Origin of the sequence: Salinicoccus sp. Bachu38 (assembly GCF_038561955.2) — a bacterium.
Lineage (GTDB): Bacteria > Bacillota > Bacilli > Staphylococcales > Salinicoccaceae > Salinicoccus > Salinicoccus bachuensis.
The window spans coordinates 991,398-1,010,521 of the sequence record NZ_CP138333.2 but is presented as its reverse complement, the minus strand read 5'-3'; the positions used below and the strand labels follow the sequence as shown (position 1 = coordinate 1,010,521).

Here is a 19,124-nt window from a genome sequence, read left to right as displayed (position 1 = left end):
CTAGCTTTCCTTCATTTCGATTACTCTGTCCACACCGGATGCCGCGCGCACCTCTTCTATCACTGCTCCATCGATTGTATCATCGAGCTCGATCGTCATCAGGGCAACATCGCCTTTTTCCTTGCGGGCCACATTCATCTGGCTGACGTTGATCTCGTTGTTTCCCAGTATGGTCGTCACCCGGGCAATCGTTCCGAAAGTGTCCTTATGGAACACCAGCAGTGCCGGATAGTTTCCGGATAGGTTGATCGGATAATCATTGATGCTGACCACTTCGATTTTGCCGCCGCCGATTGAGATGCCTTCGACCGTCAGCTGTTCCTGGCCCTTCACAAGGTGAAGCAGCGCAGTGTTCGGATGGGAACGCTCCTCCTCCATTTCGATGAACTGGTACTGCATGGACGCTTCCTTGGCAAGCGCCTCTGCAGTAATGATCCGGTCATCATCCGTGTCGAATCCGAGCAGTCCCCCGATGAGCGCAACATCTGTACCATGCCCTTTGTATGTATCTTTGAAAGATCCATACAGGTATATGTCTGCATGATCCGGCTGGCCACCGAACAAACTGCGTGCAAGCAGTCCGATCCTTGCTGCGCCCGCCGTATGTGAAGAGGAAGGGCCCACCATTACCGGCCCGATGATATCGAATACACTTTTATACTTCATACAATCGCCTCCAATTTTAAAAAGACCCCACCGGCGCCTTCGACCGATGAGATCCTTATGACTATTCTACAGATAGTAGATAACTATACACCGGCTGCTGTCCGTCATGAACTTCAAATTCAACTTCGTCATGTTCTGGTTCAATCGATGAGATGATGCGCTCCACTTCTTCGGCGTCACCTTCCTCACCAATCAGTACAGTTACAATTTCAGATTCCTCATCAAGCATGGATTCTATCAGTTGCTTCAATGTTGCTTCACGGGAATCGTCCGCTCCAGTTATTTTACCATCTTTAATGCCCATATGCTGGTTTTTCCTTATTTCCATGCCGTCTATCTTCGTATCCCTCACCGCATAGGTGACCTGCCCCGTCTTCACATGCTCGAGGGATGCCTCCATCGCTTCCCTGACCTGCTCAAGATCCTCATCCGGAGAATAGACGAGGAGGCTCGACAGCCCTTCCGGTATGGAACGTGTCGGAATGACCACTGCCGGAATTTCAAGCATATCACGGGCCTGTTCAGCCGCCATGATGATGTTCTTGTTATTCGGCAGGATGATGACCTGCTTCACATCTTCGTCTTCGATGGTCCGGAGAATGTCCTCCGTCGATGGGTTCATCGTCTGGCCGCCATTGATGATGTGCGTTGCACCGATGCTCCTGAAGAGCTCATTGATGCCTTCGCCTGAAGAAACAGTGATGATGGCGGTGTCATAGGCCTGCCCTTCCTGCTTTCTGCCTGCGGATGCATCCTTCTTCTCCTGGATTTCTCTGAACTGTTCACGCATGTTTTCAATCTTCATCTTGATCAGTTCACCATATTTTGCGCCATATGTCATCGCTTCGCCAGGCGTCTCCGTGTGGACATGTACCTTGACGATCTCATCGTCCGAGATGACCAGGAGGGAGTCTCCGAATTCACTCATGTCCTGCCGGAAAGCATCTTCGTCAAACTCCCGCTTGTCCGCTTCGAAGCGGACCATGAATTCCGTACAGAAACCATAATCGATGTCTTCTGCCGACATGAAATCATCGAACTCATGGACATCATTGACGAAAGTATCCTTGCCGGCCGGCTTGCTGCCGGCTTCAACGGCTTCGCCCTTCAGGGCGGAAAGGAATCCTTCATACACATAGACAAGGCCCTGTCCGCCTGAATCGACCACACCGACTTCCTTCAGGACGGGGAGCAGGTCAGGCGTCCTTTTCAGGGAAGCTTCCGCCTCTTCGATGACTGCTTCCATGATGGAGATGATGGAAGATTCTTTCCCGGCGGCCTCTCCGGCCCTGTCTGCGGAATCCTTGGCCACTGTCAGTATCGTCCCTTCAACAGGTTTCATCACTGCTTTGTATGCCGTCTTCACGCCGGCCTCGAAAGCAGCGGAAAATTCTTCCGCACCGATTTCATCCTGATCCTCGATTGCTTTGGAAAAACCTCTGAACAGTTGGGAGAGTATGACGCCAGAATTGCCGCGCGCCCCCATCAGCAGGCCTTTTGAGAAGTGTCTGCCCACCGTACCGATATGTTCATCTTCCCTGTCTTCGATCTCATTTGCACCTGAAGTCATGGAAAGGTTCATATTCGTACCCGTATCACCGTCGGGAACAGGGAAGACGTTCAATGAATCCACATATTCAGCATGCTGCCGAAGATTCTCGGCCCCGCTTAAAATCATATTCCTAAACATTTTTCCATCTATCTTATCCATCGCTTAGTAAATCCTCCCTGATCAGTCCTCGGTATTGATGATTCTGACCCCTTGGACATGTATATTCACAGATTTGATATTGAGTCCAAGTGTCTTTTCAAGTTTGTATTTTACAGTTGATTGCACATTCGTCGCCACTTCTGATATTTTTATTCCATAGCCGACGATGATATACAGGTCGATATCGATATCGCCCTCAGTATTTTCGACGATGACACCCCGCGCATAGTTCTCCTTGCCAAGCAGTTCGGCAAAGCCGTCCCTGACCTGGTGCTTCGAAGCCATGCCGACCACGCCGTAGCTTTCCACTACCGCTCCGCCGGCGATGTTCGCGATGACATCCATGGCGATATCGATGCTTCCCAATTCATTTTTAATTTCAAGAGCCATTATTTTTCCCCCTGACACATCATTTTATTATAAGCAGAAACAACATATAAATACAAGTGAATTCAATTGGGCATAATGCGGCTCCTGCAGAAAATTGCTTGTAAAAATTTTTCTTATCATGTATTATATTATAGTATGCAATTAAACCTACAATCAATGTTTATGGTAATATTTATAAAAGGGAGATGACAACATGGCTAAAGAATGCTTTTTCACTGGTCGCAAGGCGACTTCAGGCAACAATCGTTCACACGCAATGAATGCCAACAAGAGAAAATTCGGTGCGAACCTGCAGAAGGTAAGAGTTATGGTTGACGGCAGACCTAAAAAAGTCTGGGTTTCAGCCCGTGCCCTCAAATCCGGCAAAGTTGAACGCGTCTAACCACCGATAACCGAAAAAAACCATCCGACCCTGTCGGATGGTTTTTTTTTTAGAATATATTGATCAGATAGACCATGATCATTGCTGTGAAGATGGCCGGAATCATATTGCCGACACGCATGTGCGTGACATTCAGCATGTTGAGTCCGATGGCGAGCAGTATGACGCCGCCTGTACTCGTCACCTGTTCAATCATCTCATCCAGTATGAATTCGGGGATCACACGGGCAATCTGCTGGGCAGAGAGAATGATGCCTGATTCATAGAAGAAAGTAGGAATCCCTGAGATGATGACACCGAGACCATATGTAGTGGTCATTACGATTGCAATGAAGAAATCCATGATCGCTTTGGTGAAGAGCACTTCGTTGGACCCTCTGAGTCCGGCATCAAGCCCGCCCACAATCGCCATGGCCCCCACGATGAAAACAAGTGTACCCGAGACGAAACCTTGGGAGAGGTTCCCGGCGTGCTTGTCGCCGAGCTTGAACTCCATCCAGTGGCCGAACCGGTTGAGTGCTTCCTCAAGACGTATGATTTCTCCGATGACCACCCCGACGATCAGGCTGAGCAGGGTGATGATGATGTCCTCCGTCTGCACCACCATCTGGATGCCGAGCGTCACGATGATGAGCCCCTGTATCTTCATGATGGAGTCCTTGATTGCATCCGGTATGAAGGTGAATACCAGCCCGAGCAGGCCGCCGATGATGATGGCCATGCCGTTGACAAATGCACCTGTTAATATCATTCGACCCCCCCTTTTCTATTCATCTCTGGATTGTATCATAATTATCGGTTCATCTGTATGCACAGTGGCCCTTGTGTCAAGAAACTCATTGCTGATCGTAAGTGTTGCACCGAGATTCAGAAGCTGTTTTTCAAGATTGTATTCAAACCCTTCAAGTGTCAGCGAAGTGCCTTCGACAAAGGGGATGAATGATACATATTTGAGCGGTTCGACCTTTTCGACATGGTGTGTGCCGGCATCGAGCCGCCGCATGATGTTCTGGGCGTCGATCAGCGTAATATCGGTATCCCTGAAATCCCCATGCATCAGCAGGAATATGTTGCCGAGGGTGTGGTCCAGCCGGCCTCCGATCGCACCATACACATCTATCGACTGATAGCCCCGCCCTACGAGATCCTTCAGGCACATCTCAAGGTCTGTATCGTCTTTCCTGGAAGGCACGGGCGCCACTTCCATATGTCGCTTTATGAACGCCCACTCCGCTTCGTCCACGGAGTCGAAGTCCCCATATGTAAAATCGGGGACGATGCCTTCCTTGAGCAGGAGGTAGACACCGCGGTCCACCCCTGCCCATCTTTCATTTCTTCTTTCATTTGGGATGCCGGGGCTGTCCTCCCGGATCAGGACATTGATGTGCTTCACTGCTTCATCTCCCTGACCGCTTCCTGCCAATCCTCCGATTTGAACAGATGGGAACCGCTGACGAACAGGTCCGCCCCTGCTTCCCTGCATATTTCTGCAGTCTCCTGGTTGATGCCGCCATCCACTTCAATCTCATATCCATATCCTTTCTCGGCCCTCAGCGCGTCCAGCGTGCGGACCTTGTCCACACAGGTGTCGATGAACTTCTGTCCGCCGAATCCTGGATTGACCGTCATGATCAGTATGAAGTCGATTTCCGCCAGCAGATGCTGGATGTGCGCGACCGGGGTATGCGGGTTCAGTGCAATCCCCGCCTTCATACCGCTCTGCTGGATGCGTTGCATCAGCCTGTGGGGATGGTTGGTCGCTTCAATATGGAAGGACACCATGTCGATGCCGAGTGCAGCGAGGGCATCGATGAACTGCTCCGGATCGAGCGTCATCAGGTGCACATCGAGCGGGATGGAGGCAGTTCGGCTGATGGCTTCGACGACCGGCATGCCATAGGAGATGTTCGGTACGAACTGTCCGTCCATGATATCCAGATGGAAGATGTCCGCGCCTGCCGCCTCCATTTTTTCGATGTCGTGTCCGAGTCTTGTAAAATCACTCGCCAGTAGTGATGGAAGTACTTTTGTCATATCAATACCTCGCCTTTCTGTTTTCGATTTCCTGATAGATGGACAGGTAGCTCTCATGACGGCTGGCCGCAAGCCTGCCATCGGCCACCGCCTGCTTCACGCCGCATTTCGGCTCGTTGATGTGCTGGCACTCCCTGAATTTGCACGCTTCACTGAAATGGTTGAAGTCCGGGAAGCAGAACTTCAGGTTATATTTGTCGAGTTCACTGAATTCTATCGTGCTGAAACCGGGGGTGTCTGCAATCAGACCGCCTGCAATCTCCACAAGCTCGACATGCCGCGTCGTATGCTTGCCCCGGTTCAGTGCATTGGATATTTCGGCAGTATTCAGTTCAAGTTCCGGTACGAGCGTATTCAGCAGCGTGGACTTGCCAACGCCGGACTGCCCTGCCAGGACACTGATCTTGTCCTTGAATATTCCCTGCAGGTCTTCATTGATGTGGTACCGGTCCGTAAAATGGATGTCATATATGGGCCGGTAGACTGCTTCAATCTCTTTCAGAAATGCTTCATCTTCCAGAAGATCCGTCTTCGTGATGACGATGACCGGTTCGATGTCATGTGCTTCGGCATAGGCAAGGAAACGGTCGAGAAGATAGTAGCTGAACTCGGGAGATTTCATGCTCATCGTGATCAGCACCTGATCGATATTGGCGACCGGCGGCCGCATGAGTGCATTTTTACGCTCATGTATCTCCCCGATATATCCCTCATCTTCATTTTCAACCTGGAAAGTGACGATGTCCCCCACCAACGGTGATTCCTTCGTTTTCCTGAACAGCCCGCGGGCTCTTGTTTCATAGAGCGCCCCCTCCGATTCCACATAATAGAAACCGCTGAGCGCTTTTGTAATCCTACCTTTTAGCATATCTCACCCCGAAATAGTTTTTCTCCATTATAACAGTTACCCTCTTTATGATAAAATATGACTAGCACTTTCACTAAGGAGGAATCATTATGGCAGAATCAATTCAGGCAAGCGAAGTACAGAACGTCACGCAGGATGACGGCAATGTACTGATCGATGTAAGGGAGCGCGATGAACTGGAAGAGACGGGATTCGTACCCGGCGCCCAGCACTATCCGATGTCCGCCATCGACAGTGCCTTGCCGAACCTTGACAAGGACAAGAAGTACTATGTCATGTGCCGCTCCGGCAAGAGGAGCGCACAGGTGCAGAACTATCTTCTCGACAACGGCTATGATGCTGTGAATGTCGAAGGCGGCATACTGGACTACGACGGACCGGTCAACCACCTGTAGCATCCGCACCAAAGGCGCCCGCCCGGGCGCCTTTTTTTGTACTTCTATCCCTTCCCGGACTTCATATGCTCCAGGATGATATCCTCCAGTACGGGATCGAAATTGACGGATGGTGCGAAAGTTGTGGAACCCTCCGGCAGAACCGCCAGAATCGCGTCCTTCATCTTTCCGGTCAAAAAACCATCTTCCAGGGCGATTGGAACAATGATGAAATCCTTCTCCTTGTCCAGCCGCTCCGGCAGGCCTTCTGCGGCCAGCTCGCCATAGAGGGTTGCCGGATGAATCGGAATGCCGATATCAAGCTGTGACACAAGCCGCTCCAACTCACGGTCCGCCTGCGGATAGCGGGCGTTACCATGCGCCATCACGATGACTGTGCCACCTTCCACCCCAGTCTCCGCCACCCGCCTTTCCACAAACCGCACCATCAGATGATGGGTGCCCATGGGAGGGGCGACAGTCCAGCGCATATTCCCATATTCCGCTTCCAGATGCTGGAGTGCCTCCGGTATGTCACGGGAATAGTGCGAGGCCGAGAAAAAGAGGACCGGTATGATGTTGAAGTCGCGCTCCCCTTCCCTTGCCAGCCTGCCGACCACCCGGCAGATGCTGCGTTCACCGCTTTCTATGAATGCTACACTGTAATTCCTGCGTGCGCCGAGCAGTGCCTCAAGACGGCCGGCCAGCACCGCGTTGCGCTCCTCTTGCCTTGAACCATGCATGACGATGACATCGTGTGCCATTCCATCCCTCCTCAACTGCATTATAGCAGTTGTCCTTTATTTTTCCATGTGGCAATTCTGTCCTAAAAGGGTATGTGGAGAGGGAGGTGATGCCGAGTGACAATTTCGAATCCCCTGCTCATATTCTTTCTGGGCATGATTGCGTACCTTGGAGCCAAGCTGATCGACTTCTTTATCGCAAAAGTATACGAGTACATGTGGAATGCCCACGTCAAGGACTGGTTCGTCCGGGGACTCAACAGCGGCAGCCGGGTGATCGCCTGGGTCGAGTCGTCCCCGCTCTTCAACTCCATCTTCCGTTCCATATTCATGCAGGACATACAATATGGGGAGTATGAGGGTGAGGAACGCTACTTCAGCATAAGGGACAAGGTGATCACCGAACTGGCGACGATGATGGAGCCGGGACGCTATTACACTTTCAGCGAGCTGTTCGCACTCCTGAAGACGGTCATCCCCGAACTGTTCGATGCATCGGACAAGAAGGACCGGACTGCTGTACTGGAAGGTGCCGTTAAACAGCTGGAACTTGACCCCAAAACGAATTTCAACCAGACCGTCATTGAGAATAAAAGGTATTTCTACATCCCGGGCAGCCAGGAAAGCGGCAATCTGCAGCCGATCGTGGAAAAAGTGAGGCGGAACATTCCGGAAGTGATGGTTCCGGGAGATGAATACACCTTTTCTGCGCTGCTCACTGCACTCGCTGGAGCCGTACCGGAACTGCACGATCCCGATCAGGATCGCTTCCGTGTCGGCGTCCTGCAGAGTGTCATCAACCGGCTGGACCAGACCCCCGTTCCGGGTTTCGAAGTCTCCGTGGCCGCCGACAGCACCAAGCGCTTCAAATATACCCCGCCGGGGGCATGATCTTCATTTCATGCATCAAAAAACCTTCCACAGCCAGGCTGTGGAAGGTTTTCATTCTGATTATGACTATCCGCGGTCGACGTTCTCCTGGACATTCTCGATGACGAATCCGCTCTTGATATATCCCGGGATGCTGTTGAGATCCACTGTAAGATCCTGTTCAGGCACATCATAGGTGATTCTGTCGGCGAAGTATTTCATCGTCTCTTCCATGATGATGATGGTCATCCACTCGCCTGCACAGCGGTGGTTCGTATAATAGTCCCCGCCACCTTGTGGAATGAGGTCGAATGGACTGCCATCCCAGTCGCGGAAGCGTTCCGGATAGAACTCATCTGCATTTTCAAAAACGTCATCCCGGTGCATTGTACCGTAGATGTCCAGAACCAGCATCGTGTCCTTCTCGATTTCATGGCCCTCAAACTGGATATCCGTTTTGGCCTTTCCAGGGAGGAACGGGACGAATGGATAGAAGCGTCTGACTTCCTGGGAGAACATGTAGGCATAGTCCGGTTCATTTTTGATTTTCTCTTTTGAAATTGGATGTTCATGCATGGCAAGCAGACCGAATGACACGAAACGGTTGATTGCGATCAGTGGACGGAATGTATTCATGAGGTCGATTGCACAGAGTCTGGAATCCATCGGATTGCCTTTGTAGTCTTCCCAATGGGCAAACTCGTAGAGTGCAGTCCCTTCCGGAGGGAATATTTTCCCTTTCCGCGTCTGGATGATCTGGTCTTCGAGCCAGTCCTCAACACGGCGGCGTGCAGCTACAGAAGCTTTATAGCCTTTGTAGGCAGTACCCAGTCCTTTGAAGGAGTCGATCATGATGTCCATATCAGTGGCGATTTCTTCGATTTTCTCTTCCGGTGCCTGCACACCTGCCCATTTAGTGCCGACTTTGGTCAATAGGATGATGGATTCCCTGTAGATGTTGATCTGGTCCATCTGTTCCATCCTGTGGGTATTCATATACCAGTGATTGCGCGTCAGTTCCCTGAGATGCTTCAGGTTGCCTTCCGTCATCAGGGACATGAAGAGCGCTTTTCTGTCGACGTGCTTCTTCCCTGTCGTCGTATGGATGGCGCCTTTCCCAAACAGTGTGTTCACCAGACGTTTTGGTAGCGTCCCCGAACGTTCCGTCTTGTCATTGTCATAAAATAATTCGGCAGCTTTTTTGCCGCTGATGATGACAGCGCGTTTTCCGCCAAGCACCCTTGTTTCAAAGATGTTTTCTGATCCAAGGCGCCTTCTTTGGTTCGTTGTATAGAGATAGCCCTCTTTCATGACCTTCAGAGTGTTATCGAGACCCTTGTGCTTCTTGATTGTGCTCATAAATTTTCCTCCAATTTCAGTATTCCTATCTCATTATATATAAATCATTGCATATATGCCAATAATTACTCATATGGAATCTCTTCTTCACGCACGGTTTCCCCGTCGACTTCAATGCGGTAGGAAGCCGTCCCGCCTTCCTGGATGATGAGATTGAGCGTATACTCGGTATCCTCTGTAATCTCCAGAGTATCAAATACCTCATCGATAGAATGGTCCTTGTCATCGACGTAGACTTCCACAGTTTTAGCCTCGGCTTCCTCTTCCTCTTCGCTGCCTTCGTCTTCCGCCCCATCCCCACTTCCTTCCCCGGTCGGCTCCTCTTCGGAATCCGCTTCCGGCTCATAAGGTATGGTGATCTCTTTGGCAAACTGCTTTTCATCCGGTGGCTCTTCACCGAGGGAGACGATCATGCGGATTGTAGACCCCGGTACGAAATTGCCGTAGCTCGGATCCTGGCTGATGACATGGCCGCTCTCCACTTCACTGCTGTAGGACTCCTGTATCACTTCGACATTAAACCCTTGGGCAGTGAGTGCGCTTTCCGCTGTCTCGTAGGGCTGGCCCATGTAGTCCTGTATTTCCACAGTCTCAAGTCCCTGTGAAATCTCGAGCCTCAGGGCTTCCTCCGCCGGATCCACCTCATCTCCAGCCTCGATGGACTGCGATAGGATGGTTCCCGGTTCAGAATCATCATAGATTTCATCAATCTCCACCGAACTGAGCCCGATGGCATCGATCGAGCCCCTCACACTGTTGTACTGTTCACCGGTGAAATCCTCCATCACGTATGGTTCTTCGCCCATGCTGACAACAAAATCCACTGTCGATCCCTTCTCCATCTCGATGCCGGCCTTCGGTGATGTTTCAATGATCCTGTCGGCTTCAAAGGTACTGCTGTATTCCTCGGTGACATCTCCAAGGACCAGTCCGTTCTCCTCGAGCAGCGGCTCCGCCTCCTCCATGGTCATCTCCTGCATGTCCGGCATCATCACCGTATTATTGCCCTGCCACAGCATGAATCCGGCCATCAGAAGGGCAGCCATGATCAGGAACAACGGAACCGTCCACAAAAGTGCACGCCGCTTTTTTCTGCGGGGCTCCGCTTCCACGTCATCGTCCACATCGGAAGCAGCGGGTACGGCCGCGGCGGTCCCGGCCGTCTTCTCCTCATCTTTCCCTTCAGGCACTTTGCCTATAGTCCGCCCCTCCTTGAAATCGTTCAGGTCATGGAGGATCTCATCCACCTGGCGATAGCGGTCATATGGATCCTTCTTTGTACACCTGTAGACGATATGGGCGAGATCCTCGGGAATCTGCCGATGATGCGAGATTTCCGGCAGGGGTTCCGATATGTGCTTCAGGGCGACCGACACAGCCGTCTCTCCATCGAATGGCAGCGTCCCTGTAAGAAGCTCATAGAGGACGATGCCGAATGAGTATATATCCGTCCGCTCGTCCGTCTTCTGTCCCTTGGCCTGTTCCGGGGAGATGTACTGGACGGATCCCATCACCTGGTTGGTTTCCGTCATCTTCGTGTCGCTGAGCGCTTTGGCGATGCCGAAATCGGTGATTTTGATCTGCTGCGCTTCATTCATAAGTATGTTCTGCGGCTTTATGTCCCTGTGGATGATTCCGGCATTGTGTGCATGCCTGATGCCCCTCAGCGTCATTTCACTGATCCTGATGGCTTCCTCGACTGCGACCGGATGATTGTCCCGGATGAACTCCTTGAGCGTCGGTCCATGGACGACTTCCGTCACCAGCAGATGGTATTCCTCGGATTCGTCGACATCCAGTACACTGACGATGTTCGGATGGGCAAGGTGGATGGTGCTTTCCACTTCACGCTGGAAGCGCGCCTTCGACTTTTCACGATTATGATGGTCCACTTTGATCAGCTTTACGACCACTTCCCGATCCAGGATGATGTCCCGGGCCAGATAGACGGAACTCATTCCGCCGCCCAGATACTTCATCACTTCATAGCGATCGGAGACGATCCGGCCGATCAATCCCCTTCACTCACTTTCAGATCGGCCAGAACGAGGCTGATATTGTCGGTGGATCCGCTTTTCAACGCCTGGTCCACCAGCTGCGAAGCCTTCTCTTCAAGTGTCCGCCCGCCCCGGGTGATAATGGCGTGCAGTTCACTGTCCTCGGGGTCGTCCGTCAGCCCATCGGAAGCAAGCAGCAGATAGTCGTACTGCCTGTTCCTCAGCCTGAAGACGTCCGCCTGGATCAGACGGTCGGTGCCCATCGCCTTTGTGATGATATTGCGCTTCGGATGCACCTTGGCCTCGGCTTCGGTGATCTCCCCCGCATCAACCAGCATATTGACGAAGGAGTGGTCCTTCGTCACCTGTTCGATCATGCGGTCATTCATGGCATAGGCCCTTGAATCGCCTACGTTGAGAATGATGATTGTCTCTTCGATCACAGCTGCCAGCACGAGCGTCGTACCCATGCCCTGGTATTCCGGATTTTCCTGTTGGTAGTCGAACATCTTCCTATTGACGTCCATCACCAGATGGCGCAGGAATTCCACACCATCTTCAACATTCAGCAAGTTTTCATTTTTCCATGCCGCCCCTATCTCGTCATGTACAAACCGGCTTGCGACATCCCCGTACCGGTGGCCACCCATGCCATCCGATACGAGCATCAGCGTCTGCCCCGTGCCATTCTGGAAAATACCTGTAACATCTTCGTTGAGATCCCTGTAATCCCCCCGAATACTCTGATCGATGACTTTCAAGACTACTCCCCCGTCTCCTGTTTGGATTCTTTTGCCCTGAGCTGTCCGCAGGCCGCATCGATGTCAGTGCCCTGCTCTCTCCGGAGTGTGGCATTCACACCGCATTCATTCAATGTTTCAAGAAAATCGAATATATCGTCTTTGCTCGTCCGGACATAGTTGCGTTCCGGCACGTGGTTGACCGGAATCAGATTGACATGGCATTTCAGATCGCTGATCAGTTCGCTCAATGCCTTCGCATGTTCCGGCTGGTCGTTGACGCCACCGAACAGGCCGTATTCGAAAGTGACTCTCCGGTTCGTCTGCTGCTGATAGTACTTGAGCGAGTCCATCAGCTTGTCGATGTCATAGGCTTTATTGATCGGCATCAGCCTTGTACGTGTCTCATTGTCCGCTGCATGCAGGCTGACGGCAAAGTTGATCTGGATGTCCTCATCTGCAAAATCGTAGATCCTCGGCACGATGCCGCTTGTGGAGACTGTGATGTGGCGTGCGCCGATGTTCAGCCCCGCGTCGTGGTTGATGATCCTTATGAACTGCATCATCTGGACGTAGTTTTCGAACGGTTCTCCGATGCCCATGATGACAATGCTGCTGACACGTTCGTTCGTTTCGTCCAGTGCCTTCTGTATCTGTACGACCTGCGAGACGATTTCACCCGCCTCCAGGTTACGCTTCAATCCTCCAAGTGTGGAGGCGCAGAAGCTGCAGCCGATCTGGCAGCCGACCTGGGTCGTCACACATACTGAATTGCCGTAGTCATGGCGCATCAGCACCGTTTCAATCGTATAGCCGTCCCGCAGACGGAACAGGAATTTCATTGTGCCGTCCTCGCTCTCCTGTCTGACGACGGTCTCGAGGGGGTCGATGCTGTAGTTTTCAGCCAGTGCCTCCCGCATTGCCTTCGGCAGATTCAACATATCATCGAAATGGTCGGCACGGTGTGTGTAGAGCCATTCGAATATCTGTCCGCCGCGATACTTCTCCTCTCCCCATCCGATGGCGAGATCTTCAAGATCCGAAAGGGATAGCGAGTAGATGGACGGGCGGTCGAAATCGGGCTGTCTGTTGTTCTTTATCGGTTTTTTTGGTGGTCTTTGAATCATTATTTTTCCTTCTTTCTGAACCTGGCTATGAAGAACCCGTCGGTTCCTGCCTCCTGGGGCAGGATCTGCCGGTATGGACCTTCAAAATCAAATGCCTCGAGGGTGAACGGATCAAACTCGATATCTTCATTCTCCTTCATGAATGTGTAGGCGACATTTTCATTTTCCATCTGATGGATGGTGCACGTCGAATAGACGAGTACGCCGCCAGGCTTCAAATAATTTTTTACGTTGGATAGGATTTCCAGCTGGAGGGCGACAAGACTGTCTATATCCTCCGCTTTCCGTTCATATCTTATTTCCGGTTTTCTGCGGATTACACCGAGACCGGAGCACGGCGCATCTACGATGATGCGGTCATATTTTCTTGGGTATGCCTTCTGTGTGGCATCCCCCTGGAATGCTTCATGGTTGGAAAGGCCAAGGCGCCGGGCCTGCTCCTCTATCAATGGGATCTTGTGGTCATGTATATCCGACAGGTCAACATGGCCGGAAGGCGTCTTCTCCAGCGCATGCAGCCCTTTTCCGCCGGGGGCGCTGCATGCATCGAGGATGGTGTCGTCCGCTTGCGGTGCAAGTGCATCATTGACAAGCATGGAACTGACATCCTGGATGCTGAAGAGGCCCTCCTGATAGAACCTCGACTGGATCACCTCGCCACCCACTTCGATGGCATCCGCCTGTATTTCGGAAGGCACCGCGCCGAACCCTTCCTCATGCAGCCTTTCGACGAGTGCCGGCCGGCTGATGCGTGAAGTGTTCGTACGTATATACATCTTCGGCCTGCTGCCGAGCGCCATGGCGATGTCCCGTGCCCCGTCCATGCCGTGATGGGTCTTCCAATGTGAAATGATCCATTCCGGTATGCTCGCTTCAATCGACAGGCGGACGACATCACTCCTGATATCATCGAAGCTCCGGAGCGGTTTCCGCTCAAAATTGCGGAGTATGCCATTGACTGCATTGGCAGCCTGCGGTCCGCCGCGGTTTTTCGCGATTTCCACCGCTTCGTTTATTGCAGCATAGTTCGGCACACGTTCAAGCCACACAATCTGATAGACGGTGATATCCAGCAGATTCTTCTGCCAGCGCTTCAGCTTTGTACGGATGAACGGTCTGATGTAGAAGTGTATGGTCAGCTGCCTGGAAATTGTACCATAGACGACCTCGGTAAGCAGCCCCCGATCGTTGGCCGGCAAGTCTTCCCTGCTGATCATGTCGTTCAGTATGATATTGCTGTAGCTGCCTTCGTCCACCACTCGGCTGTAGGCATCCAGCGCCAGTTCACGTACTGTCATCTACTCCACCTGCCCGAGCACAGTGCCGGCGATGTTCTGCCTGCCTGCTGCGAATTCTGATGCGTCTGTGCGCTTCTTGCCGGCCAGCTGCACTTCTGTAACCTCTATCATGCCACCGTCTCCACATGCGATCTTCATGCCGTCCGGAGTCATCCCGACGATCGTGCCAGGTGCATCTTTTGAGGTACCCTCCGGTGGATTCGCGCCATAGATCTTGAGGCGCTTCCCGTCGATTTCCGTATAGGCGCCCGGCCACGGCGACAGCCCCCGGATATGGTTGAATACAGTGCGGGCGTCCTTCGACCATTCGAGCCGTTCATCTTGTTTTGAAATGTTGGGGCTCACCGTAACGGAAGATTCATCCTGCGGGGTGCGGGCGTTCCTTCCTGCGAGGATGTCCGGCAATGCCTCCATGAGCAGCTCTGCGCCCATCTGAGACAGTCTGTCGTGCAGCATCCCTGTATCATCGGAATCCCTGATCTGTGTAGCCGTGCTGCTGATGATATCTCCGCTGTCCAGGCCTTCGGCCATGTACATGAGGGTCACACCGGTCTCATCGTCCCCTTCCATGATGGCACGATGGATCGGCGCGCCGCCCCTGTGCCTCGGCAGGAGGGAGGCGTGGACATTGACTGCGCCGAGGCGCGGCACCTCGAGCAATGCCTTCGGCAGTATCTGTCCATAGGCCGCCGTAATGATCAGGTCCGGCCCTATGCTTTCAATCTCTCCGATGGCCGCTTCGTCCCGTATGCGGTCCGGCTGGAACAGCGGGATGCCGAGTGCTTTTGCCGCCTTCGCGACAGGCGGGGGCGTCATCACCCGTTTCCTGCCCACCGGCTTGTCCGGCTGGCTGATGACCATTGCGACATTGTACTCGCCGTGGAGCTTTTCCAGTATCGGCACTGAAAAATCCGGTGTCCCCATAAAAATGATTGTATCTGTCATAAATTATTCCTCCTACATGATCACGAGCGGATCTACGTCGATCCGGAGCGAAATGCCTTCGGTCCTGTATGCCTCGTGGTAGTGTTCATCCAGTGAATTGAGCATTTCAAGCAGTTCCGGCTCCCTTTTGTACTTGAGCAGTATCTGGAAGCGGTACTGCCGGTTGATGCGTTCGAGCGGGCTCGGTGATGGACCGACGATGATCGACTGGTCTGAAACTTTCTGGATCAGTGTATCATGGATATGGCTTGTCGCCTTCAGGCACTTTCTGATGTCCTCGCTTGAAACGGTGAACAGGACATGGAAAAAGTATGGTGAATAGCGGGCCAGACGCCTGAATGCCATCTCCTTCTCATAGAAGCGCCGATAGTCGTTTTCCTTCGCCAGCTGTATTGCGTAATGGGTCGGGTTGTATGTCTGGAAAATGACTTCCCCCGTCAGTTCATGACGCCCTGCCCGGCCTGAAACCTGTGTCAGCAGCTGGTATGTCTTCTCATTGGCCCTGAAATCAGGGAGGTTGAGCATCGTATCGGCATTCAGTACGCCGACAAGGGTCACTTTGGGATAATCCAGCCCTTTGGCGATCATCTGTGTACCGAGCAGAATCGGAATCTCCTCCCGTTCAAAATGATCCAGCAGCTTTTCATGCATCCCTTTCCTTCTCGTCGTATCATTATCCATACGGACCACTTCCGCATCGAACATGTCCCGGAGGATCTCCTCGACCTTCTCGGTGCCCGTCCCCCTGAATGTCACATCATCACTCTGACAGTTGTCGCACGTATGGTGGACGGCGCCTTCATATCCACAGTAGTGGCAGAGCAGGCTCCGGTTCGACTTGTGGTAGGTCAGGGAAATGTCGCAGTTTGGGCACATCGGTACGTGTCCGCAGTTCTGACAGATCTGGAAGTTGGAGTAGCCGCGCCTGTTGAGTAGCAGCACCGCCTGCTCCCCTCTTTCGATCCGTATACGGATCGCCGCTTCGAGCGGCTTGGAGATGATTGATGTGTTGCCGGTCCGGTGCTCTTCCGACATGTCCACGACACTGATTTCCGGAAGCACTTTCGTGCCGGCCCGTTCCGTCAGCTCCAGACGTTCATACACACCCTTTTCACTCCGTGCATACGTTTCAAGGCTTGGTGTGGCCGTACCCAGTATCAGTGGACATTTGTGGTATCTGCTTCTGAACTTCGCCACTTCGATTGCATGATACATCGGACGGTCACCCTGTTTGTATGTTGTTTCATGCTCCTCATCGACGATGATGGCACCGACGTTTTCGAACGGGGCAAAAATACTGCTTCTTGCACCGACGGAAACGCGCGCCCGTCCCTCTTTGATCTTGCGCCACTCATCGTATTTTTCACCATGGGAAAGCCCTGAATGCAGCACTGCTACATCATCACCGAACCGCCTCTTGAAGCGGTTGACCATCTGGGGCGTCAGGGCAATTTCGGGCACAAGCATGATTGCCGTACGCCCTTCTTCGAGCACCTTCTGGATGACCTGGAGATAGACTTCCGTCTTGCCGCTTCCCGTAATGCCGTGAAGAAGGAATGTCTTCGCCTGCTGTGCATCCAGCGCCTCCATGATCCTGCCGTAGGCATGCTGCTGCTCGGGGTTCAGCACTTTCGGCGGATCACTTGTGAAGATGCGTCCGCTGTATGGGTCCCGTTCCACTTCCCGTTCAACCTTTTCGATATACCCTTTTTTATGCAGCGCATTGATCAGATGATTGGAGAATCCGTCATTGACGAGATCCCTGACGAAAAGCGGTTCGGACGATCCGTCGATCACATCCAGGAGCTCCTGCTGCTTTTTGGCACGCGACAGGTCGGCGCCCTGCTGCTTCAGTGAATAGACGGCGAGTGCCGTCTTCTTCCGTGTATGCTGCCTGATGACGGTCTCTTCCTGGATATCCCCCGACTTCAGATGGGGGGAGAGCCTCCTCAGCTCCTCAGGGTCCAGCCGTTTCGGCTCGACTTCAGCCCCGCCGGAAATCTCCGCAAGTGCCGCTTCGGCTTCTGTGGTATGGCCTTCCGCGAGCTTGAGCACCTTCCTGTAGTTCGCCTTCAGCGCAGCCGGCAGAATCGTCTCGATCACACTGATGTACTGGTCGACGTAATAGTCCGCCAGATGCTTGGCAATGGTGATCATCTCTTCGGTCAGCACGGGTTCTATATCGAGCGTGCGGGCGATCTCCTTGATTCTTGATGGGTCAAAATCAGTGGTGTCCTGCAATTTCATCACATATCCCTGTATCGTCCGCCGTCCGAAGGGGACGAGCACCCGGTGGCCCACTTTGATCAGATCCTCCATTCCATCCGGAATGCGGTAGTCGAACACCTGATTGACACTTTTGCTGGGTATATCAACAATGACTGAAGCAAACATCATCCGAGCCACCTTTGGACGAGGGTGTCGATGATCTGCTCCGCAAGCGCCCGCTTGTCCATCTTTTCGAATGGCACCGGCTCCCCTTCCCTGAACAGCATGACCACTTCATTGTCGGCGCTGTTCATGCCGATCGATGTGTCCGATACATCGTTCATCACGATGCAGTCGGCGTTCTTGCGCTTCAGCTTGTCCTGTGCATACTGCTCGACATTATCGGTCTCCGCCGCAAATCCGACGACATACATGTTCGTGCTGTTTTCCCCGGCATGCTGGAGGATGTCCGGTGTCTTCTTCAAATCGATGGAGACGGTCTCCTGACCCTTTTCCTTCTTCATTTTGCCTTCCATCCTCGAGATGGGGGTAAAATCGCTGACGGCGGCTGTGAATATGCCGAGGTCCGCATCCATATGCGACTTCACCGCCGTGAACATCTCTTCGGTGGAAACGGCATCGATGACGTCGACCCCCGCCGGCTGTGCCAGATCGACGGGACCGCTGACGAGCACGACTTCCGCACCGCGCTTTTGTGCCGCTTCGGCGATTGCATAGCCCATCCTGCCGCTGGAATGGTTGGTGATGTAGCGGATTGGATCGATCGACTCCTGCGTCGGCCCGGCGGTCACCAGGACCTTCTTCCCTTCCAGGCTGCCACCCTTCAGCAGAAGCTCCTCCACATACTGCTTGATTTCAGGCACGTTGGCCATGCGCCCTTTGGCATTGTATCCGCAGGCAAGAAAGCCCGATTCCGAATCGATGAAATGGTACCCATCATCCATCAGTATCTCCATATTGCGGCGGATGGCCGGCTGGTTGTACATATGCACATTCATCGCAGGCGCCAGGACGACGGGCTTGGTGTTGGCAGCAAGGACATTGAGCAGCATATTGTCATAGATGCCGCATGCCAGCTTGCTGATTGTATTGGCGGTTATGGGTGCAACAACAATGATATCCGCCCATTCCCCGATGCTGATGTGGGAAATTACTGACGGATCCTCTTCCTTGAAAGTGTTCGTATAGACGTGGTTGCGGCTGATGGCCTGGAATGCCAACGGCGTGATGAACTCGAGGGCATTGTCCGTCAGTACCACACGGACTTCGTGTCCCGCCTGGATCAGCTTGCTCGTAAGGTCTACAGCTTTATATGCGGCAATGCCACCGGTGACTCCGATTACAATATTTGCCATGTCTTCACCTCTTAAAAAAAGCTGACAAAAATTTGT

Annotated in this window: 19 protein-coding genes; 3 read left to right on the top strand and 16 right to left on the bottom strand. The window is 52.7% G+C overall.

Annotated features, from left to right (window positions below):
• The 3 genes from sdaAB to RQP18_RS05000 form a co-directional block, all read right to left on the bottom strand.
• The gene (gene sdaAB, locus RQP18_RS05010) at window positions 1-666 is read right to left on the bottom strand and encodes an L-serine ammonia-lyase, iron-sulfur-dependent subunit beta (protein WP_342389064.1); all 666 of its coding nucleotides are present in this window, start codon (window positions 664-666) and stop codon (window positions 1-3) included.
• 61 nt (window positions 667-727) lie between these two features.
• Window positions 728-2,377, bottom strand: coding sequence for a DAK2 domain-containing protein (locus RQP18_RS05005; RefSeq protein WP_342389063.1), 1,650 nt, complete (start codon window positions 2,375-2,377; stop codon window positions 728-730).
• A 21-nt stretch (window positions 2,378-2,398) separates the two neighbouring features.
• Window positions 2,399-2,767 carry an Asp23/Gls24 family envelope stress response protein gene (locus tag RQP18_RS05000; protein ID WP_342389062.1) on the bottom strand — a complete coding sequence of 123 codons (369 nt, stop codon included), beginning with the start codon at window positions 2,765-2,767 and terminating at the stop codon, window positions 2,399-2,401.
• 193 nt (window positions 2,768-2,960) lie between these two features.
• Between RQP18_RS05000 and rpmB the strand changes: the two genes are divergently transcribed.
• Window positions 2,961-3,149 carry a 50S ribosomal protein L28 gene (rpmB, locus tag RQP18_RS04995; RefSeq protein WP_342389061.1) on the top strand — a complete coding sequence of 63 codons (189 nt, stop codon included), beginning with the start codon at window positions 2,961-2,963 and terminating at the stop codon, window positions 3,147-3,149.
• Window positions 3,150-3,198: 49 nt separating this feature from the next.
• Here the strand turns inward: rpmB and RQP18_RS04990 are convergent, their stop codons facing one another.
• Genes RQP18_RS04990 through rsgA form a run of 4 tightly spaced genes read right to left on the bottom strand, consistent with a single transcriptional unit; the run spans window position 3,199 to window position 6,051 of the window.
• On the bottom strand, window positions 3,199-3,900 hold the full coding sequence (locus tag RQP18_RS04990; protein ID WP_342389060.1) for a DUF554 domain-containing protein: 702 nt from the start codon (window positions 3,898-3,900) through the stop codon (window positions 3,199-3,201).
• 15 nt (window positions 3,901-3,915) lie between these two features.
• Complete coding sequence (locus RQP18_RS04985) at window positions 3,916-4,542, bottom strand: thiamine diphosphokinase (protein ID WP_342389059.1); 627 nt, start codon at window positions 4,540-4,542, stop codon at window positions 3,916-3,918.
• Window positions 4,539-5,183: a ribulose-phosphate 3-epimerase gene (gene rpe, locus RQP18_RS04980; protein WP_342389058.1), complete on the bottom strand. Its 645-nt coding sequence runs from the start codon at window positions 5,181-5,183 to the stop codon at window positions 4,539-4,541. The genes RQP18_RS04985 and rpe overlap by 4 nt, the downstream gene beginning before the upstream one ends.
• Window position 5,184: 1 nt before the next feature.
• Complete coding sequence (gene rsgA, locus RQP18_RS04975) at window positions 5,185-6,051, bottom strand: ribosome small subunit-dependent GTPase A (RefSeq protein WP_342389057.1); 867 nt, start codon at window positions 6,049-6,051, stop codon at window positions 5,185-5,187.
• Window positions 6,052-6,140: 89 nt separating this feature from the next.
• Between rsgA and RQP18_RS04970 the strand changes: the two genes are divergently transcribed.
• Window positions 6,141-6,446 carry a rhodanese-like domain-containing protein gene (locus RQP18_RS04970; RefSeq protein ID WP_342389056.1) on the top strand — a complete coding sequence of 102 codons (306 nt, stop codon included), beginning with the start codon at window positions 6,141-6,143 and terminating at the stop codon, window positions 6,444-6,446.
• A 44-nt stretch (window positions 6,447-6,490) separates the two neighbouring features.
• Here the strand turns inward: RQP18_RS04970 and RQP18_RS04965 are convergent, their stop codons facing one another.
• Window positions 6,491-7,189: a sirohydrochlorin chelatase gene (locus RQP18_RS04965; RefSeq protein ID WP_342389055.1), complete on the bottom strand. Its 699-nt coding sequence runs from the start codon at window positions 7,187-7,189 to the stop codon at window positions 6,491-6,493.
• A gap of 96 nt (window positions 7,190-7,285) precedes the next feature.
• On the opposite strand from RQP18_RS04965, the gene RQP18_RS04960 reads away from it, so the two are divergent.
• Window positions 7,286-8,059: a hypothetical protein gene (locus RQP18_RS04960; protein WP_342389054.1), complete on the top strand. Its 774-nt coding sequence runs from the start codon at window positions 7,286-7,288 to the stop codon at window positions 8,057-8,059.
• Between the two features lie 66 nt (window positions 8,060-8,125).
• Here RQP18_RS04960 and RQP18_RS04955 read toward each other — a convergent pair whose 3' ends face one another.
• From RQP18_RS04955 to coaBC, 8 genes are all read right to left on the bottom strand, one after another.
• A complete protein-coding gene (locus RQP18_RS04955; RefSeq protein ID WP_342389053.1) occupies window positions 8,126-9,397 on the bottom strand; it encodes a cytochrome P450 in 1,272 nt (423 codons plus the stop codon).
• Between the two features lie 65 nt (window positions 9,398-9,462).
• On the bottom strand, window positions 9,463-11,412 hold the full coding sequence (gene pknB, locus RQP18_RS04950; protein WP_342389052.1) for a Stk1 family PASTA domain-containing Ser/Thr kinase: 1,950 nt from the start codon (window positions 11,410-11,412) through the stop codon (window positions 9,463-9,465).
• A complete protein-coding gene (locus RQP18_RS04945) occupies window positions 11,409-12,155 on the bottom strand; it encodes a Stp1/IreP family PP2C-type Ser/Thr phosphatase (RefSeq protein ID WP_342389051.1) in 747 nt (248 codons plus the stop codon). The genes pknB and RQP18_RS04945 overlap by 4 nt, the downstream gene beginning before the upstream one ends.
• A 2-nt stretch (window positions 12,156-12,157) precedes the next feature.
• Window positions 12,158-13,261, bottom strand: coding sequence for a 23S rRNA (adenine(2503)-C(2))-methyltransferase RlmN (rlmN, locus tag RQP18_RS04940; RefSeq protein ID WP_342389050.1), 1,104 nt, complete (start codon window positions 13,259-13,261; stop codon window positions 12,158-12,160).
• Complete coding sequence (gene rsmB / locus RQP18_RS04935) at window positions 13,261-14,559, bottom strand: 16S rRNA (cytosine(967)-C(5))-methyltransferase RsmB (protein ID WP_342389049.1); 1,299 nt, start codon at window positions 14,557-14,559, stop codon at window positions 13,261-13,263. The genes rlmN and rsmB overlap by 1 nt, the downstream gene beginning before the upstream one ends.
• Window positions 14,560-15,504, bottom strand: coding sequence for a methionyl-tRNA formyltransferase (gene fmt / locus RQP18_RS04930; RefSeq protein ID WP_342389048.1), 945 nt, complete (start codon window positions 15,502-15,504; stop codon window positions 14,560-14,562).
• Window positions 15,505-15,516: 12 nt separating this feature from the next.
• Window positions 15,517-17,898, bottom strand: a complete 2,382-nt coding sequence (gene priA, locus RQP18_RS04925) for a primosomal protein N' (RefSeq protein ID WP_342389371.1) — start codon at window positions 17,896-17,898, stop codon at window positions 15,517-15,519.
• Complete coding sequence (gene coaBC / locus RQP18_RS04920; RefSeq protein WP_342389047.1) at window positions 17,898-19,088, bottom strand: bifunctional phosphopantothenoylcysteine decarboxylase/phosphopantothenate--cysteine ligase CoaBC; 1,191 nt, start codon at window positions 19,086-19,088, stop codon at window positions 17,898-17,900. Before coaBC ends, priA begins: the two co-directional genes overlap by 1 nt.
• Between the last annotated feature and the right edge of the window lie 36 nt (window positions 19,089-19,124).

Bases quoted from the DNA above. Each gene is read 5' to 3' on its own strand.
- rpe (WP_342389058.1), bottom strand. From the start codon at position 5,183: ATGACAAAAGTACTTCCATCACTACTGGCGAGTGATTTTACAAGACTC.
- rsmB (WP_342389049.1), bottom strand. From the start codon at position 14,559: ATGACAGTACGTGAACTGGCGCTGGATGCCTACAGCCGAGTGGTGGAC.
- coaBC (WP_342389047.1), bottom strand. From the start codon at position 19,088: ATGGCAAATATTGTAATCGGAGTCACCGGTGGCATTGCCGCATATAAA.
- priA (WP_342389371.1), bottom strand. From the start codon at position 17,898: ATGTTTGCTTCAGTCATTGTTGATATACCCAGCAAAAGTGTCAATCAG.
- rpmB (WP_342389061.1), top strand. From the start codon at position 2,961: ATGGCTAAAGAATGCTTTTTCACTGGTCGCAAGGCGACTTCAGGCAAC.
- rlmN (WP_342389050.1), bottom strand. From the start codon at position 13,261: ATGATTCAAAGACCACCAAAAAAACCGATAAAGAACAACAGACAGCCC.
- RQP18_RS04965 (WP_342389055.1), bottom strand. From the start codon at position 7,189: ATGGCACACGATGTCATCGTCATGCATGGTTCAAGGCAAGAGGAGCGC.
- RQP18_RS05000 (WP_342389062.1), bottom strand. From the start codon at position 2,767: ATGGCTCTTGAAATTAAAAATGAATTGGGAAGCATCGATATCGCCATG.
- rsgA (WP_342389057.1), bottom strand. From the start codon at position 6,051: ATGCTAAAAGGTAGGATTACAAAAGCGCTCAGCGGTTTCTATTATGTG.
- fmt (WP_342389048.1), bottom strand. From the start codon at position 15,504: ATGACAGATACAATCATTTTTATGGGGACACCGGATTTTTCAGTGCCG.
- RQP18_RS05005 (WP_342389063.1), bottom strand. From the start codon at position 2,377: ATGGATAAGATAGATGGAAAAATGTTTAGGAATATGATTTTAAGCGGG.
- RQP18_RS04970 (WP_342389056.1), top strand. From the start codon at position 6,141: ATGGCAGAATCAATTCAGGCAAGCGAAGTACAGAACGTCACGCAGGAT.
- sdaAB (WP_342389064.1), bottom strand. From the start codon at position 666: ATGAAGTATAAAAGTGTATTCGATATCATCGGGCCGGTAATGGTGGGC.
- RQP18_RS04955 (WP_342389053.1), bottom strand. From the start codon at position 9,397: ATGAGCACAATCAAGAAGCACAAGGGTCTCGATAACACTCTGAAGGTC.
- RQP18_RS04990 (WP_342389060.1), bottom strand. From the start codon at position 3,900: ATGATATTAACAGGTGCATTTGTCAACGGCATGGCCATCATCATCGGC.